Source organism: Brevibacillus reuszeri (assembly GCF_002897295.1).
GTDB classification, from domain to species: Bacteria; Bacillota; Bacilli; order Brevibacillales; family Brevibacillaceae; genus Brevibacillus; species Brevibacillus reuszeri_A.
In genome coordinates this window covers 70972-87269 of record NZ_BEXF01000021.1, presented here as the reverse complement: position 1 = coordinate 87269, position 16298 = coordinate 70972, and the positions used below count along the sequence as shown (strand labels likewise).

Annotated in this window: 14 protein-coding genes and 1 pseudogene; 5 read left to right on the top strand and 10 right to left on the bottom strand. The window is 47.0% G+C overall.

Annotated elements, in window-relative coordinates; all coding sequences use genetic code 11:
* Positions 1-120: 120 nt before the first annotated feature.
* The 4 genes from C3B52_RS26205 to C3B52_RS26190 form a co-directional block, all read right to left on the bottom strand.
* Positions 121-732 carry an alpha/beta hydrolase gene (locus C3B52_RS26205; RefSeq protein ID WP_103109322.1) on the bottom strand — a complete coding sequence of 204 codons (612 nt, stop codon included), beginning with the start codon at positions 730-732 and terminating at the stop codon, positions 121-123.
* Positions 732-1679: a ring-cleaving dioxygenase gene (locus C3B52_RS26200; RefSeq protein WP_103109321.1), complete on the bottom strand. Its 948-nt coding sequence runs from the start codon at positions 1677-1679 to the stop codon at positions 732-734. The genes C3B52_RS26205 and C3B52_RS26200 overlap by 1 nt, the downstream gene beginning before the upstream one ends.
* A gap of 57 nt (positions 1680-1736) precedes the next feature.
* Positions 1737-2363 (bottom strand): nitroreductase family protein, encoded by a 627-nt coding sequence (locus tag C3B52_RS26195; protein WP_103109320.1) that lies wholly within the window; start codon positions 2361-2363, stop codon positions 1737-1739.
* Between the two features lie 275 nt (positions 2364-2638).
* Entirely contained in the window at positions 2639-3142 is a 504-nt protein-coding gene (locus C3B52_RS26190) for a DinB family protein (protein ID WP_103109344.1), read from the bottom strand.
* A gap of 266 nt (positions 3143-3408) precedes the next feature.
* Here C3B52_RS26190 and C3B52_RS26185 point away from each other — a divergent pair, with 266 nt between their 5' ends.
* A complete protein-coding gene (locus tag C3B52_RS26185; protein ID WP_103109319.1) occupies positions 3409-4470 on the top strand; it encodes an SDR family NAD(P)-dependent oxidoreductase in 1062 nt (353 codons plus the stop codon).
* 57 nt (positions 4471-4527) lie between these two features.
* Here the strand turns inward: C3B52_RS26185 and C3B52_RS26180 are convergent, their stop codons facing one another.
* Together C3B52_RS26180 and C3B52_RS26175 are read right to left on the bottom strand one after the other, a co-directional pair.
* Positions 4528-4920 carry a VOC family protein gene (locus C3B52_RS26180; protein ID WP_103109343.1) on the bottom strand — a complete coding sequence of 131 codons (393 nt, stop codon included), beginning with the start codon at positions 4918-4920 and terminating at the stop codon, positions 4528-4530.
* A gap of 60 nt (positions 4921-4980) precedes the next feature.
* Positions 4981-5391, bottom strand: a pseudogene (locus tag C3B52_RS26175) (DUF4275 family protein); the annotation flags it as partial.
* A gap of 113 nt (positions 5392-5504) precedes the next feature.
* On the opposite strand from C3B52_RS26175, the gene C3B52_RS26170 reads away from it, so the two are divergent.
* Positions 5505-6719, top strand: coding sequence for a cytochrome P450 (locus tag C3B52_RS26170; RefSeq protein ID WP_103109318.1), 1215 nt, complete (start codon positions 5505-5507; stop codon positions 6717-6719).
* A 67-nt stretch (positions 6720-6786) separates the two neighbouring features.
* On the opposite strand, the gene C3B52_RS26165 is transcribed toward C3B52_RS26170, so the two are convergent.
* Positions 6787-8004 carry an amidohydrolase family protein gene (locus tag C3B52_RS26165; protein WP_103109317.1) on the bottom strand — a complete coding sequence of 406 codons (1218 nt, stop codon included), beginning with the start codon at positions 8002-8004 and terminating at the stop codon, positions 6787-6789.
* Between the two features lie 69 nt (positions 8005-8073).
* A complete protein-coding gene (locus C3B52_RS26160; RefSeq protein WP_103109316.1) occupies positions 8074-9294 on the bottom strand; it encodes an amidohydrolase in 1221 nt (406 codons plus the stop codon).
* Positions 9295-9617: 323 nt separating this feature from the next.
* Between C3B52_RS26160 and C3B52_RS26155 the strand changes: the two genes are divergently transcribed.
* The 3 genes from C3B52_RS26155 to C3B52_RS26145 all read left to right on the top strand — a co-directional run bounded on the left by C3B52_RS26155 (position 9618) and on the right by C3B52_RS26145 (position 13841).
* Positions 9618-10394: a DeoR/GlpR family DNA-binding transcription regulator gene (locus C3B52_RS26155; RefSeq protein WP_103109315.1), complete on the top strand. Its 777-nt coding sequence runs from the start codon at positions 9618-9620 to the stop codon at positions 10392-10394.
* 166 nt (positions 10395-10560) lie between these two features.
* Complete coding sequence (locus C3B52_RS26150; RefSeq protein WP_103109314.1) at positions 10561-12291, top strand: methyl-accepting chemotaxis protein; 1731 nt, start codon at positions 10561-10563, stop codon at positions 12289-12291.
* Positions 12292-12446: 155 nt separating this feature from the next.
* Positions 12447-13841 (top strand): TraB/GumN family protein, encoded by a 1395-nt coding sequence (locus C3B52_RS26145; protein WP_103109313.1) that lies wholly within the window; start codon positions 12447-12449, stop codon positions 13839-13841.
* 178 nt (positions 13842-14019) lie between these two features.
* Here the strand turns inward: C3B52_RS26145 and C3B52_RS26140 are convergent, their stop codons facing one another.
* Both C3B52_RS26140 and C3B52_RS26135 read right to left on the bottom strand, forming a co-directional pair.
* Positions 14020-14766, bottom strand: a complete 747-nt coding sequence (locus C3B52_RS26140) for an acetoacetate decarboxylase family protein (RefSeq protein WP_103109312.1) — start codon at positions 14764-14766, stop codon at positions 14020-14022.
* Positions 14767-14782: 16 nt separating this feature from the next.
* Entirely contained in the window at positions 14783-16228 is a 1446-nt protein-coding gene (locus C3B52_RS26135; RefSeq protein ID WP_103109311.1) for a sodium/proline symporter, read from the bottom strand.
* Between the last annotated feature and the right edge of the window lie 70 nt (positions 16229-16298).

Sequence of the window (16298 nt, the reverse complement as noted above, 5' to 3'; positions counted from 1 at the left end):
GTTGAGAAGCTCTTAAACAGTTGATTAAATGAGCAGACTTCCTCCGTTTTACCGGGTAAAAAAAGGAAAAAGCAACAGAATCGGCTTGATCCTGCTGCTCTTTTTCAATACTAGATGAAATTACTCGCTAAAAGTATCCGCAAACCACTGTGCAGAAGCATCTACTTCTTTGACAGTAAGCTGATGACCGTACGATTCCCAATGCAGTGTAACCGCAGCGCCTGCTTCTGACAGCAGCTGCTGCAATTCCTTCGTTTCCAGCGGTGAGCAAATCGGATCGTTCGTACCTGCACCAATAAACACTGGTACCCGCGACATGTCCGGCAGTGGAATGCCCCGTCTTGGAACCATCGGGTGGTACAAAATCGCCCCTTTTAACACATCAGGATAATGGAACAACAGGCTTCCGGCGATATTGGCGCCATTGGAATAGCCGACAGCGACGATGTTGTCGCGCTCAAATTTGTATTCTACGGACGCCTGTTCCAGAAATTCATTCAGCTCTTGCGTACGGAATACGAGATCTTCTTCATCAAAGACACCCTCGGCCAGACGACGAAAAAATCTAGGCATGCCATTTTCCAGTACATTGCCGCGCACGCTCAAGACAGAGGCGCCTGGATGAATGCGGTCAGCGAGAGGAAGCAAGTCGTTCTCATCGCCTCCTGTCCCATGGAGAAGCAGTAAGGTTGGTGCCGCAGGATCAGTTCCTTTACGAAAAATGTGCTTCATTACTTGTCACCCTCCAAAACGCGTACGGTAATTGGCGTCAAGCCTTGCTCGATCTGAGCACGACGCGGTTCATACCACTCTGGCAGCATCAGCTTTTCACCCAGCGACTCGAATGGCTCATCCCGTGTAAATCCTGGAGGATCGGTGGCGATTTCAAACAAGATTTCTCCTGGCTCACGGAAGTAAATCGCATTGAAGTATTGTCGGTCGATGATGTCTGTAGGGTGCAAGCCCGACTGCGCCACACGCTCCTGCCACATGCGATGATCTTGGTCGTCGCTTGCACGCCAAGCGATATGATGGACGGTTCCCGCACCACCCGCGCCTCTAGGCATTGGCTCTGCATTGATGTCGATGACATTGCCCAAATCACCTTTCGCTTTAAAACGAACCAGTCCGTTCTCTTCTCCTACTTTTTGCAGTCCCATCAGCTTTTCCAGAACAGCCATCGTGTAGGTTGGCGCTACACTGTACAAAATCGCGCCACCAAAGCCTTTGATCGCTTTATCTGCGGGGACACCGCCAAAGCTCCACTTGCTCGCAGGTCCTCCCTCGCGCTCCACGATCTCCAGCTGCAGACCGTCTTTATCCGCAAACTGCAAATACGTTTCGTTAAAACGCTCCACGCGTTTATACGCTACCTCGAATTTCGTCAGGCGCTCTTCCCAAAAGGACAGCGAACCAACCGGAACGAGGAAGGTCGTATAGCCTACCTGACCACCGCCAATGCGCCCCGCACGAGATGTTTCCCATGGAAAGAAGGTAATGGCTGTTCCCGGACTTCCTACTTCATTACCGAAGTAGAGATGATAGACTTCAGGAGCATCAAAGTTAATTGTTTTTTTCACGAGACGCAGCCCCAGAAGCCCTGCGTAGAAGTCGACGTTATCCTGTGCATTTTTTACAAAAGCTGTGATATGGTGAATTCCTGCTGTTTGTTGTGTCATTTGAGTACCCTCCTGTTTATCGTTTCATTAGGTTTTAGTTAATCGAGCAGGCTATGCTCAAAATGAATCGTAGCTGACAAACTCACCGACTGGCTTGCGATAGCCTCTCACTCGCTGGCTGGAATTATCCTCTTTCCCAATCGTGATCATCATCGCTGGCACATATTGATCCGGGATGTTTAGAATTTGCTGTACTGCCTTTGGATCAAAACCAATCATCGGACACGTGTCCCAGCCCTTGTCTTTTGCAACCAGCATGAACAGCATGGCGGACAAGCTCGCATTGCGGATGGCCTCGTCCCGTTTGAACGAATCGCCACCAGTTTCATAAAAAGCTTGGACGGAGGAAACCGTATGATCAAATTCACGCTGATCCATCACACCTAAATGAAGCAATCCCTCATGAATCGGTCCTACGTTTTGCTGGGCTTCCTTGTCACCTAGAACGAGAATGACAGCCGACGCCGTTTTTACCTTATACTGCCTCGATGCTGCTTCATATACACGCTCTTTTGTTTCAGGATCAAGTACAACTACATAATGTGTGTGTTGCAAATTAAATGCAGACGGTGCGTATTTGACCAGGTTCATGATTTCATCCAGCTCTTCCCGTGAAATCGGAACATTCTCCAAAAATTTGTTAGCGGATCGACGGTTTTTCACCAAGGTAGTGAACTCACTCATGGAATTGCCTCCTCGAACATTTCTTCGTTCAGAATTTTTATTACAAAACGGTATATCTCAAATTAGAGATATTTAACAATCGATTTTTGATTTCTGGTGTACCTCCATCTTTTTACGATTGTTGATCAATCGATAGGTTGGGGAAGTAGGATGGCGAACATTAATTGCTTTAAAAATGATTATCTTGAATTTAAGATAATTATAGGACTGATTTTTCCATTTGTCAACAAGTTGGGCCAGAAGAAAAATTCTCCCGGCCCGACTCTATTCCCGCACTAGCCCCAATACCAGTAAGCTGCATACTCCGTCATGACAGAAGCGTGACCCATTTGACGCAGCATGGCCGTAACATTTCCACGATGATACGTACCGTGATTCACCACTTGCAGCACCATTTCTGCCAGGCTGGTATCCCGGATACTAGCATATGGATTGTCGAGAACAAGCTTTCTTTCCAAGTCAGGCTCTTGATCGAAAAAGGCTGTAAATCGCTCAGCCAGCTCTCTATACATGGCTTGCAATTCTACAACATTCTTTGTCTCCAGTTGTTTCTCCAATTCCCCTACACCACTCATCGCCTCGCGCATGTCCACGCCACTCATGATGGTGAGCCAGCTGTGGTCTACCATGTAAATGTGATTCATTACTTTTGCCACGGTCGGGAACACGCTCTGTACTTCTTGTGTGTATACCTCTTCCGGAAGCTCCCTCAGCCGGTTAAACAATGTTTGATTTGCCCACGTATGGAAGTCATACATCGATTTTACATGTTCAGTCATTGTCATCATGAATAGCCCCTTTCTTTTCCCTCTGTTCACTATAGGAATCCATCGTTAGCTTTATGATAACTTTGCTTACCTGACAACTACGGTCAGTGAAGCTTGCTTTTCCAGCCAATAAGGTTCATCGTTCACCAGATCGTTCAAACCTCTTTCGTCACATCCTCTCTCCCTTCGATATAATTGAATATTGATACACTTATATCTCTACCTTCGAGTTGAAAAGTTCACCCTATATCGAAAGAGTACGGAGCTGGTAAAATCAAATGAACATCCTCGTAACAGGAGCAACTGGTTTTCTCGGAAAAAAGCTATCACAAGATTTAGTAAATGAGGGCCATACCCTTTTCCTGCTTGCACGAAATGAAAAGAAAGCGAGTCAATTGCTGCAAAGCTTTGCCGATAAGGACAAATCAAAAATACATATAATGATGGGCGATGTCTCACTTCCAGGGCTCGGTTTAACTCAGCAGGACCTGCAGCGCGTACAGCACAAAATAGATGCTGTGTATCATCTGGCTGCCTTCCTTTCCTTTGATCCAGCCCATAAATCGCAAACGTTTACAGTCAATGTAGACGGGACGAAAAACACACTGCTATTTGCTGAAGGAATCGGGGCAAGACGTTTTATCTATGTAAGTACAGCTTATACGGTGGGGAAAGAAGTCACGGGACAGGAAGCGCTGTACAGTCCGGAACGATCTTTTGTAAATCATTACGAAGAATCAAAATGCCTGGCTGAACATCTCGTTTTCTCCCATAGCGATAATATGGAGGTCGTCATCGTCAGACCGTCCATCATCATCGGTGATTCGCGAACAGGCGAAGCTGATACGAATTTTGGTCTGTATGGATTGTTAAAAGGTCTATGTGTCCTCAAAAAAAGAGCCTCCCGCACATCGGGCTGGCAAAACCAAGCATACCGAATACGGTTGGATGTAAACGTCCAGACGAATCTCGTTCCCGTTGATTATGTAACCTCTGTGTTGGTAGCAGCGCTCATACACGCCCAAAACAAGACGATCTACCACGCATCCAATCCGGCTCCGCCCACACAGGAATTAGTCATCGAGTGTATCAAAGAGGTTCTGGATTTTCCTAATTTGCAGGCGATCCCCTATGAATCGAACGAGCCATTATCAGAAGAGGAAAAAGTGTTTCACGTATCCATGGGCATATTTAAAGAATATTTTACTCGTACACTCCACTTCCCAACTGATAATACAAGAGATCTATTACACAAGGTAAACCGTAACGAGTTGGAGATGAACAAAGCTCTGCTTACCTCGATCATTCGGGGCTACCAAAAGCAACCCGTTTTAACCTAGAAAACTCAAAAGCCTGATCACACGTAATCCCTGTGCAATCAGGCTTTGCTTTATCCACTATGTTGCATGGACCTGATAAATTTGGATCAGGTTTCCGCATGTATCGTTAAGAATCGCAAGTGTGACCTCTCCTGCCATCGTTGGCTCCCTCTTAAATGCGACACCCAGTGCCTTCAGTCTCTCATACTCTTTTTGGACGTCATCCACGAGAAAGGCTGTGGCAGGAATTCCTTGGTCAAAAATACCTTTCTGATAGGCGCTAGCGGCAGGGTTCCCGTTTGGCTCCAACAGTAGCTCCACTCCATCCGGCTCTTCAGGAGAAACGACTGTTAGCCATTTGGCTCCTCCAATAGGAATGTCTCTTTTGGTGACAAACCCTAACACCTCCGTGTAAAATTTGTGGGCTTTATCCTGATCATCCACAAAAACGCTTGTCAGTTTAATCTGCATATCTTTTCCCGTCCTTTCCATAGTGTTTATGCCATCCGATTGCCGGCAAAAGTACGGTCCACACCATCCCGTTTCGTGAGTGATAACATACGTCCACTCCCCGTTTTTATCCATGATATACATATCATCTGTATAAAAATCGCGCTTCCCTTGCAGATCCTCTACTTTTAAGAGAGAAGCGTCCTCGATGAGAATGGCAGCATTGGAATGTTGGTAAAACACAAAGCACGCGCCTTTTGCTTCGTTGTCGAAAGCTTCATTGGCGGCGTCTCGGTCCAAACGCTCCCTACTATTATAACTAAACAGGTGCCATAGATATCCGCCCCTGGTATTTAGATATATCGATTTTTTCTCATCCTCGCTTAGATGATTGGCGAATGTGTTCTCCCATTGTTTTCGAAGGTACGATCCCCACTGCGGGATAAGGCGAAATTTGATTTTTTTATTTATTAGCTGGTCAACAAAGTTCATTTGAATTCTCCTTTAACCGGGTAAGCTTTGCCCATGGCGGGCAGATTACTGGTGACAATCATTGACTGCCAAAGCAATTTGGTTCATCAAGTAAATGCAGGAGGACAAGTAGAATGGCCACTTTGGATATCATCTTTTTAAACGAAATCTCGAAGCTTTCATCAAATGCAGAACGCTGGAATCCTTACCCCTGGTACAAAGAGATGCGAGACCATCATCCTGTTTTCTACGATGAAGGGCAGCGCGTTTGGAATGTCTTTCGATACGATGATGTCAAACGTGTTCTCTCTGATTTCACAACATTTTCAAGCGAACGCAAACGCAGTTTGATCCCGGTTCCAGTCCAGGATAACGGGATCAATCTTTCCTTCTCCGATCCGCCTGTGCATCGAAAGCGCCGGGGCTTGCTTGCCAAGGCCTTCACCCCGCGCAGTCTCGAATCATGGAAGCCACGTATCCAAGCAGTTGCAGACATGCTAATCGACAAAATCGCAAGCGATGACATGTCAAAGCCCATTGATATGATGAAAGATTTTGCTGTGCCTCTCCCGGTTACGATAATCGCCGATCTGCTTGGAGTTCCCAATCAGGATTGGGCAAAAATCAAGGAATGGTCAGACATTCTTTTCATGCCTCATCATGCGGAAGGAATCGAAGAAACGACAAAGCTCAAGGGGCAAACGATGCAGACCTTCGCAGAGTATCTATTGCCGTTGGTCCAGCATAAGCGCAAAAATCCCCAAAATGATATCCTCTCTGACCTGACACAAGCCGAATACGATGGCGAACGTCTGAAAGACGAAGAGATCGTTTATACAGGGATCGGACTGTTAGGCGCCGGAAATGAAACAACTACGACCTGGTTAACAAATGCTTTCTACAGTTTTATAGACGAGGGGATTTACCCCAAGTTGCGCGAAGATCCAAGTCTGATTCCCGGGGCTGCTGAAGAGGTTCTTCGCTATCGCTTCACCGCCAGCATGGATCGCACAGTAACAGAAGATACTGACATATTTGGGCCGCCGATGAAAAAAGGCGACATCATTATTGCTTGGATTTCATCGGCTAACCGTGATGAGGATCATTTCGCAAATGCCAATCAGTTTGATATCACCCGGAAGAATAGCCGCGATCATTTGACTTTCGGGAATGGTGAGCACTTCTGTCTCGGCGCTCCATTAGCACGATTGGAGACACAGATTGCGCTCAGCTCCTTCATACGCAGATTTCCCAGCATCCGTTTCGCATCTGGTTTTCGACCGGAGGAACACCTCCTGAAGCACGGATTTACGCTCACTAGCTTACCGATTATGATTGAGCAGTCCTGAACACAAGAAAAAGGAGGCTAAAACCCAAGTGGTTTTACCTCCTCTTCTACTATCTATTTTTGTCGTCTTACAGCTCGCCCGACACGACATTTCCACGGAACATAACTGCCTGACGCTTCGCTCTCCGTGCCACTGCCTCAGCTGAAGATGTAGCATGGACGAAGACGATATCCGCCTCGTCCCCCACATTTGGCCACATGCGATTCCCCTCTTTATCGAGCGGTGTTTTGCCACCCGTGATGAATCCAAGCGCCTGTGACAGGGAACGCTCGTCCTGCATACGGAAACGCTCCGCCAAGACTCCCGCTTTTTCCAGGCTGTCTCCGCGACCAAACGGGGACCAGTGATCAGTGATACTGTCGTCACCAAGCGATACGGATACGCCCTTTTCATGCAAAAGCGGAATCGGAATCGTCACTCGATTGACTGGCACGGTCGAGGTAATGGACATGCCGAGTCCAGCCAGCATCTCTGCCACCTCCGCCGCTTCTGCCAAGCTGATATCTGCCAGAGCAAGTGCATGGCTGATCGTTACACGTCCTTGCCAGCCTGCTTCCTCTGTCATTTTCGCAAGTCTTTTGAAGGTGAAAATTCCCAAGTGATCCGGGTCATGCAAATGAACATCGATCGGCGCATCTGCCTCTACAGCCAGCTCAAAAATCGTCGCCAGTGACTTTTCAATATTTTGATCTACGGTTGCCGGATCGACCCCGCCTACAAAAGTAGCCCCCATTTTCAAAGCTTGGCGAATGTTCTCCACCTGATTGCTTTGCAGAAGACCTTGCTGTGGAAATGCTACTACTTCACACTGGAGCTTGCCGCTAAAGGTTTCCATAGCAGCCAGTGTCGCCTCCAGGTTTTTCAATCCGATATAAGGATCGATATTGCAATGAGTACGAATCTGCGTGGAACCCGCCGCCAACAGCAAATCGAGCATTTTTTCCGCACGTTCCTGTGCCGTTGGCAACAGCTTCGGCATCAGCTTGCTCTCTTCTTCCAGACGTCCCAGCAAATTTTTAACCGGGGTGACCGCCTTCCACGGACCACCATAATACGTTTTGTCGATGTGAATATGCATATCGCGAAAAGACGGCAGCGCCAATAGTCCCCCTGCATTCTGCGTAGGCAGCTCAGTCTGTGGCATGTGTCCATATACAATTTGCGCGATACGACCATCCTCGATCAACAATTGAGCGGTTTCGGTATTGGTCGCCACCACTTTCTCATTTTCCACACGATAGCCGCTCTCCAAGCGAACGTTTGAAATCCAATAGGCTGTAGACATCTATTTCGTACATCCTTTCTCTATGAAAATAAGTGAAGCCGATCTATTGCCTTCCAACGATTTTGAAGACTACATTTGTCCAGAAACCAGGCTACCTTTGAAAAATACCGCGCTCCGCTTCGCTCTGCGGGCAATGGCTTCTGCAGTGCAGGTTGCCTCAACAAGCAGTAGGCTCGCTTCATCCTCAGGAGCTGGCCACAGCTGCTTGCCTTCCAGATCCAGCGTTGTTTTGCCACCAGTAATAAATTGCAGCGATTGGGATAGAGAAAGCTCGTCCAGCCAGCGAGAACGCTCCGCCAGACGCCATAGACGTTCCAGCACGTCCCCATTCCCGTAAGGCTGCCAGGAATCAAACACGCAGTCACATCCGACCGCTACCTCTACGCCATTTTTGTGCAGCACCGGAACTGGCGGAATCACTCTAAAATATGGCACACTCGTAATAATGCTAATGCCCGCTTCACGCAAAATCGCCGCCATTTCTTCCGCTTCATTCACAGGAATATCGCCTAAAGCAAACGCGTGACTAATGGCCACCTTACCCTGCAAGCCAGCATCAACTGTCATGGCAGCCAAACGTTTCATCGTAAAAGTTCCCAAGTGTCCCATATCGTGCAGATGAAGGTCGATGCCTGCTTTTGCTTCTACAGCCATATCGACCATCTGATACAACGATTCCTCGATATCCTCGTCCACAGTTGCAGGGTCTACGCCACCTACATGTGTAGCACCTTGTCGCAGTGCTTCCCTCACCAGCTCCTTTGCTTTGGTGCGCAGCAAGCCATGCTGTGGAAACGCAACGATTTCGTGAGTCAGACGATCTTCAAAGGTAGCCAGAGCTTCTTTGACCCCATGCAGATTGGAGATGCCGACTTCTGGATAAATATCTACATGCGTCCGAACATGTGTGGAGCCATAAGAGAGCAAGAGGGCGAGGAAATTTTCAGCACGCTCCTTTGTTGACGTCGCCAGCCCTGGCAGAATACGCTTTTCGATTTCGCATCGCTCAATGACATTCGCCGCCGGAATGACTGCTCGCCATTCTTCTCCCAGCAGCGTTTTATCCAGATGGACATGCTTTTCGATCAGGGAAGGGATCGCTAATCGTCCTTTTGCATCCCTCTGTTCAAGACCATCCTTCAAAATTTCGGTGGCAGGAACAATGGATGCAAACTTTCCCTCTTTAATCAAAAGGTGAAACAAAGCTGTTTCTGTCCCGATCACGATACCGTTTTCCCGATGATACCCTGTTTCCAAGCGAACATTGGTTAACCAATAAGCACCGCTCATCCATGATCCATCCTCTCTTTTTGCATCTTCCGACTCTATTCTATTTATTATCAAGGATATTGCCGTGATTCGTTTGCACAATCTTTACGTCTATTTTCAGCATCTTTACAATTTGTCCAAATTGATTTTATTTATTATATCTTTCTGATAATTAATTATTGGTTGATTTGCCATCTTACTCATGAAAAAATCACAGTTTAAATAAAACGGATAAAAAAAGATAAAAACGGCACAATGCAGTGATATAAAATTGACAAAACGGAATATAACCGAATAAAATGGTATCAGCATTGGTGATACATTTCTTAAAGGAGGCGATTTTTTTGTTCACAGATGAACGACGTGATAAAATCCTCGAGCTTCTCCAAATGGACGGACGCGTTCTAGCGAGAGATTTGGCTGACCTCTTTGACATGTCGATTGACTCCATCCGCAGAGACTTGACCATTATGGAGGAAAAAGGGTTGCTAAAACGCACACATGGAGGAGCCATTCCCGCAACAAAAGTCAGATCTGCTCCTCTCCCTTCTGCTTTGCGCTACCAAGAGCCTTCTCTTCAGCAACAAGCCATCGCTAAATATGCAGCCTCTCTCATTCAGGAAAAGGATACTGTATATATCGGAAGTGCGTCTATTCATCACGCGATGATCGCGTTTCTTCCCGACTTTGCTTTTACCATTGTCACCAATTCAATAAAAGTAGCGGACGCTCTAAAAGACAGAGAATCAATCGATGTGTACCTAGTAGGTGGCAAATTAAAAAAATCAGGGAGCATTACTGATGCACTCGCCTACACATTCATGAAGCAGTTTACTTTGGACAAATGCTTTATTACGGGAGGCGGCATCTCGAAAAATGGTGTAAGCACTTCTACTCCCGAAGTCGCTTCGCTTGGCAGTGCAGTAGTCGAAATATCCAGAAAGACGATTTGTCTAGCGTCACATGAAAAGCTCGGAATAGATTCCTTTGTAAAAGTAGTGCCAATCACCGCTATCGATCTACTAATAACGAGTAATGAAGCAAGTATAGAGGCTTTGGAGGAAATCGAGAGCCATGGCGTCAAGGTGATCATCACCAATACCCATGAGGTAAAAGAATAGGAATAGATCCCTTACCCCTCAATTAAACACCCCAGCGTTAAGTGCATCCTTTTCTTTTGAATCAAAGTAATAGTAAATCGCCCCATGCATCCTCAAATGCGATGGTTTCGATTCTTTTTACACAGGGAAATGGGAAGTAAAGACAAAATTATGGGGAAGGGATTACATGAATTTGCGCAGTAAACTGCTTACGATCTGTTTTCTGATTTTGTTAATTCCTAGTTTGATCATTGGACTTATTGGATACTCACAAGGCAAGTCGTCTATGGAGGAATTGGGCAAGACTACTCTGAAAAACTCCGTCCGTACGACGATTGAATTGATTCACCAGCTGGATCAGGAAGTAAAAGCTGGCCGACTTGACCTGGCAGAGGCTCAGGAAAGAGTAAAAGTAGCGATTCTGGGAGAAAAAAATGCCGACGGGACGCGCCCGGTTAATCAAAACGTAAACTTGGGCAAATACGGATACATTTACATTTATGATGAAAAAGGAAACCAGGTTGCCGCTCCGGACGGTGAGGGAGAAAATCTTTGGAATTTACAGGATAGCTCTGGGCGTTATCTAATCCAGGAAAATATTGAGCTGAGCAAAACTGGTGGTGCCTTCATGGATACAGAATGGTACGCGCCTGATGACGAAACCAAGATGCTTCCGAAAATCGCCTACACCGAGTTTGACTCGACATGGGGCTGGGCCATTACCGCTACTACGTATTACATGGACTTCAACTTACCTGCACAGGATGTGTTACGCAGCCTGATTCTTACACTTGTTGCTGCCATAATCGCAGGTGGCACAATTATTATTTTGTTTACGAGAAGCATCACGCGTCCGCTTGGTCTGCTAGCCAAACAAACCGAACAAATTGCCCAAGGTGATTTGCAGGTAGACCCTATTACAGTAAAAAATCGGGATGAAATCGGCACCTTGGTCAAAGGCTTCGAGCAGATGGTTGGCAGCATCCGTCAGCTGCTTGGACAAATTTCTGCTACTTCCCATCAGGTAGCTTCTTCATCCGAACAGCTTTTTGCCAGTGCAGAGCAAAGCTCCAAAGCAACAGAGCACATCGTCATTGCCATCCAAGAGGTAGCGAGTGGCTCCGAGTCACAAACCGCGCACTCTGAAGAAGCCGTACACACCACAAAAACGATGGAGCAATCGATCCAAACCATCGCCAACCACTGTGCGGAAGTATCCGCGTCAGCCCAAACCTCCTCAGCACAAGCCGAAGAAGGCAACCAATCGTTGCAGCAGGTGGTTGGACAAATGGAACGGATACAGGCAACCGTTGAAAATTCCAGCACGCTCATTACCAAGCTGAATGGACGCTCTGAGCAAATTGGGCAAATCATTGATGTCATTCGCGGAATCGCGGATCAGACGAATCTACTAGCCCTCAATGCAGCTATTGAAGCCGCACGCGCGGGAGAGCATGGACGTGGATTTGCTGTGGTAGCCGATGAAGTCCGCAAGCTGGCGGAGCAATCCACGCAATCAGCCCAGCAAATTTCGGATCTCATCATCGAGATTCAAGCAGACACGAACAATTCCACTTCATCTATGAATCAGGTGCAGGATGAGGTTCGTGTAGGCTTGGAAATCGTTCATTCTACCGAGGAAAAATTCGGAACGATTCTGCTCACACTACGCGAGGTTGCTGAGCAAATTCAGGATGTTTCCAATACGACTCTCGATTTGTCCGCTAACAGTAAGCAAATCACGTTATCTATGGAGGAAGTCAATCAGATTGCGAAAACATCTTCGAGCCATTCGCAAAGTGTGGCCGCATCTGGAGAAGAGCAGCTGGCTTCTATGGAAGAAATCGCTGCATCTGCCGCTTCCCTCTCAAAAGTGGCCGAAGAAATGCAGACACTCGTCGCCAAATTTAAAGTGTAGGAGATATGCGCCAGCAATCCTGTTGGCGCTTTTTCATGCCCAAATTGACCACTCTTCATTTCATCACAGAAATCCGTCTTTTCCTATATCTGTTTGTTATAATCTCAAGAGTAAGCTATAATGAGTGAGATTTTTACAAGAGAGGAGATTTCTGCATGAAACTTAGAAAATGGAGCAGCCTTAGTCGCCTGATTGCCAGTGGTGTCCTCGGTCTAACGACGATACTGGGAAGCGTCTATACAGTACAAGCAAACGAGGTCCCTGCAGCTCCTTCGATTAGCCAGTGGTCGATTCCAACCTTACACGAAGGCGAAAAATACGGCATATTCCCACTTTCCTGGTATTATGACGGGACTTTTCAAAAGCCGATAACCGCAGACAAGTTCCAAGCGCTAGTGGCAGATACAACGAAGAAACTGGATGCCTTGGGACTGAACAAAAAGGGAACCCTTCCCGCGTCACGAGCAACAGGAACGATTACGAGAGAAACAGTCACTCGCACTTTATACGCTATCCTAACGCAGTACGAATTGCCGCAAGCTTTTGAGATTGATAAATACTCGGCAAACGAGTACCTCCAAAAGAAAGGTATCATTCAGGGAACCCCTCGTGGCCTTGAGCTGGATCAGCCAAGCACCACGGAACAAGCTGCTGTACTCGCAAGCAGACTCGTCTCCTATGCGTATGATACTGCCCAGGCCGGAGCAAAAGGACTTCTCTGGAAAGCGACCAAGGGCGAAAATACGCTCTATTTGCTCGGCTCCATTCACTTGGGGATTTCCGACATGTACCCGCTGCACAAAGAGGTCAGGGACGCATTTGCAGCATCCAATTCCTTGTTTGTCGAAGTGAACCTGGCATCCCCTAAACCAGAAGACATGAAATATTTTACAGACTCCATGATGCTGACGGATGGCACGACCTTGGAGGATCATATTTCCAAAGAAACCTATGATAAGCTTCAGAAGGTGTCGGATAAGCTGGAGCTTCCGATGCAAGCTTTTGAATCACTAAAGCCGTGGGCAATCACCACCAGTCTGTCCATGTCCTCTCTTGTTAGCTCACCAGAAGATATGAACCAAGCCGCTACGCTGGGTGTCGATATGTATTTCCTGCAAAGCGCATTGCTTACCGATAAACCGATTGAAGAGCTCGAAGGTCTGAAGCTTCAATCAGACGTCTTTAACAACGTTCCGATGAACATTCAAGAAAAGGAATTGAACGACGCACTTGATGCCATTTTGAATCCTACGGCTGCGCAGCAAAATAACGTTGGTGAATTTACCAAATGGCAGCAGCAATGGGCAAAAGGTGATTTAGAAGGCTTTACCCAATCCTTTACTTCCTCTCAGGATTTCGTAGAAAGCGACAGCGCAAAACGATTGTTTGGGGAACGAGACAAAAACATGGCGACCAAAATAGCTGCCTTGCTCGACAAAGAAGGCAAGTCCACCTATTTTGTAGTGGTAGGCGCAGGACATTTTGTCTTGAAGGATATGATCATCGACCAATTGAAGCAAAAAGGCTACAAGGTCGAATTTGTGAAGTAGTTGAATGGTTGTGTACATAAAGGAGCGTCCCTCGTGAAAAGCGGGGCAGCTCCTTTTATTGCGCCGTACAACCACCATATGACTCATCGCTCGCTAGGAAAAGACTTGCATAAGCACTTCCTCTGAACGCCCCATCGGGTGCTTGCTTACACGCACCTTCACCATCTCGTCCGTCTCTCTAAATCAACGTTTCGATCACATGTCCCCAGCCGTTTTCTTCTGTCGCGTAAAAATCTCCGATGATCAACCCTCCGCCAAGTACCTTTACTGGCTGCAGCTCATCCAACGGATCGGTGGGCAGACCTTGCAGGTTCACCGTCGTCTCCCCCAGCTTCTCACTAATAAGCTGAAAATCGGGGGACGTATCTCTGGAAATGATCTTCATGGAAGCGATCCCCTTGCCATCTGGCTTCGGCACAACATGCAAATTCAGATGCGGATACGTCTGCGGTTGGACGAGATTCGGTATAGTTGCTGCCAGATTACACTCAATATCTACGATGACCTTTCCTTTTCGAATCGCCTGGCCTCTCACTTTTCCATCCTCTTCCCGCAAGCTGATGTCGGCATATTTCTTCGGATACCCCCACAAATCTCTACCTGCTGCGATGGCAGAATCGTCATTTTCATACTCGAACAGGTAGTAACCGCCATAGCGATCTTTATACTTCACGGGAATGACAATCGCGCAATCCATAAAAGCCACTTTGTCGCAATTGCTAAAATCACTCACTGTCACGATGAACTGATTGACTACATATTCAAATGGCGTCGGCTCCAAATATTTGCGAATGACAGATTCATCTGCCTCACATAAAGCGAATACGGAACGATATCCTTTGCACGTATATGGTACAAAAGGGTCTGGAATTAACGGCGCTTGAATCGGAATATTGTTTCCATGCACTTTTACATAGGTGTTCATTTTCGAATCCCCTCTTTTATCGATTCATCATACCGGTCTCCGCATGGTCTGGAATTGACTCACGTTTCGCAGCTGAAGTCCATTTGCTGACAGCCAGAATCACGATGGTGGAGACGAGCATACCCGGAATGATTTCATAGAGATACACCGAATAAGGCGTACTTTTCCAAATGACAACGGTTACAGTCCCAGAGATCATTCCCCAGAAAGCTCCCCACTTCGTAACGGCGTTGGAATAGAGTGCTAGTATAATCAACGGACCAAAACTGGCACCCAATCCTGCCCAGGCATATAGCACGAGGGTGAACACTGCTTGGATGTCCATAAGAGCAAGTCCGGTTGCGAGAATCGATAGAATGACCATGGTGATTCTGCTGATCGTAATGACCTGTTTATTGCTATACTCACGCTTGGAAATACTGCGCAAAAGATCGCTGGCGAGTGACTGTGTAGCCACCATCAGCTGGGAGGAGAAGGTTGACTGAATCGCTGCAAAAATGGCTCCTAAAACTACTCCGATCACGACAGGGTGCATCGTCTCCATGACGAGCTGAGGAAATACATACTCGGGATCAGTCAGACTTGGAGTCAGAATCCGTCCGATGAGGCCGAGCAGATTGGAGCCCATCATCACAATAATAACCCATACCATGGCAATAAAGGTGCCCTCGCGGATGCTCTTGTCATCCTTGGCAGAGAGAAAGCGCTGAATAATATGCGGCTGTCCCGGTTCCCCCAGCCCGAAGCCTACGAGTCCCACGATGATACCAAAAGCCGCAGCGCCAACTGATCCTCCGGCGGGCGTCAACAACACTGGGTCAAGCTGTCCGAGCTGGGCAAAAAACGATTCCCATCCCCCTAGCTTGATAATCATATAGATCGGGAAGGTGACCAGAACCATGATCATGATGAAGCCTTGAATCACATCCGTCCAAACAACTGCGCGATACCCGCCAAAAACAGTGTAGGCAAGTACAAAAAACGCGCTAAAAATCAGTCCTGTGTTGTAATCAATATCAATAATCGTATGAAAAGCTTTGCCTGCTGCTGTTAATTGCGAGCCCATATAGGCGATAAAAAAGATGGCGATAATGACACTTGACGTAATTTTCAATAAATTGGAGCCGTAACGTTTTTCGAAAAAGTCGGGGATACTCAGGCAATTGTATTCGGTCCCCAGCCTTCGCAAACGCGGTGCTACTACAAACCAGTTAATAAAATAGCCTACGACAAATCCAGGCAGCATCCACATCGTCGAGATTCCCGCAACATACGAGTAACCGGCTGCTCCGATAAAAATCCAGCCGCTCGTATCTGTCGCCCCCGCACTGATTGCAGTCGCTACAGGCCCGAAGTTGCGATCGCCAAGGTAATATCCCTCTTCGCTCTTGGATATATAGCGTTCCGCAAACAAGCCAACAAGGAAAACGAGAACGAGATAAACAATAAAAGTAGCGATCATTTCGTGGGCTCCTCCCTCTTTTTAATCATGAGTAAAATCACCGCAGTGATGATCAAGGTAGAGACTGGAA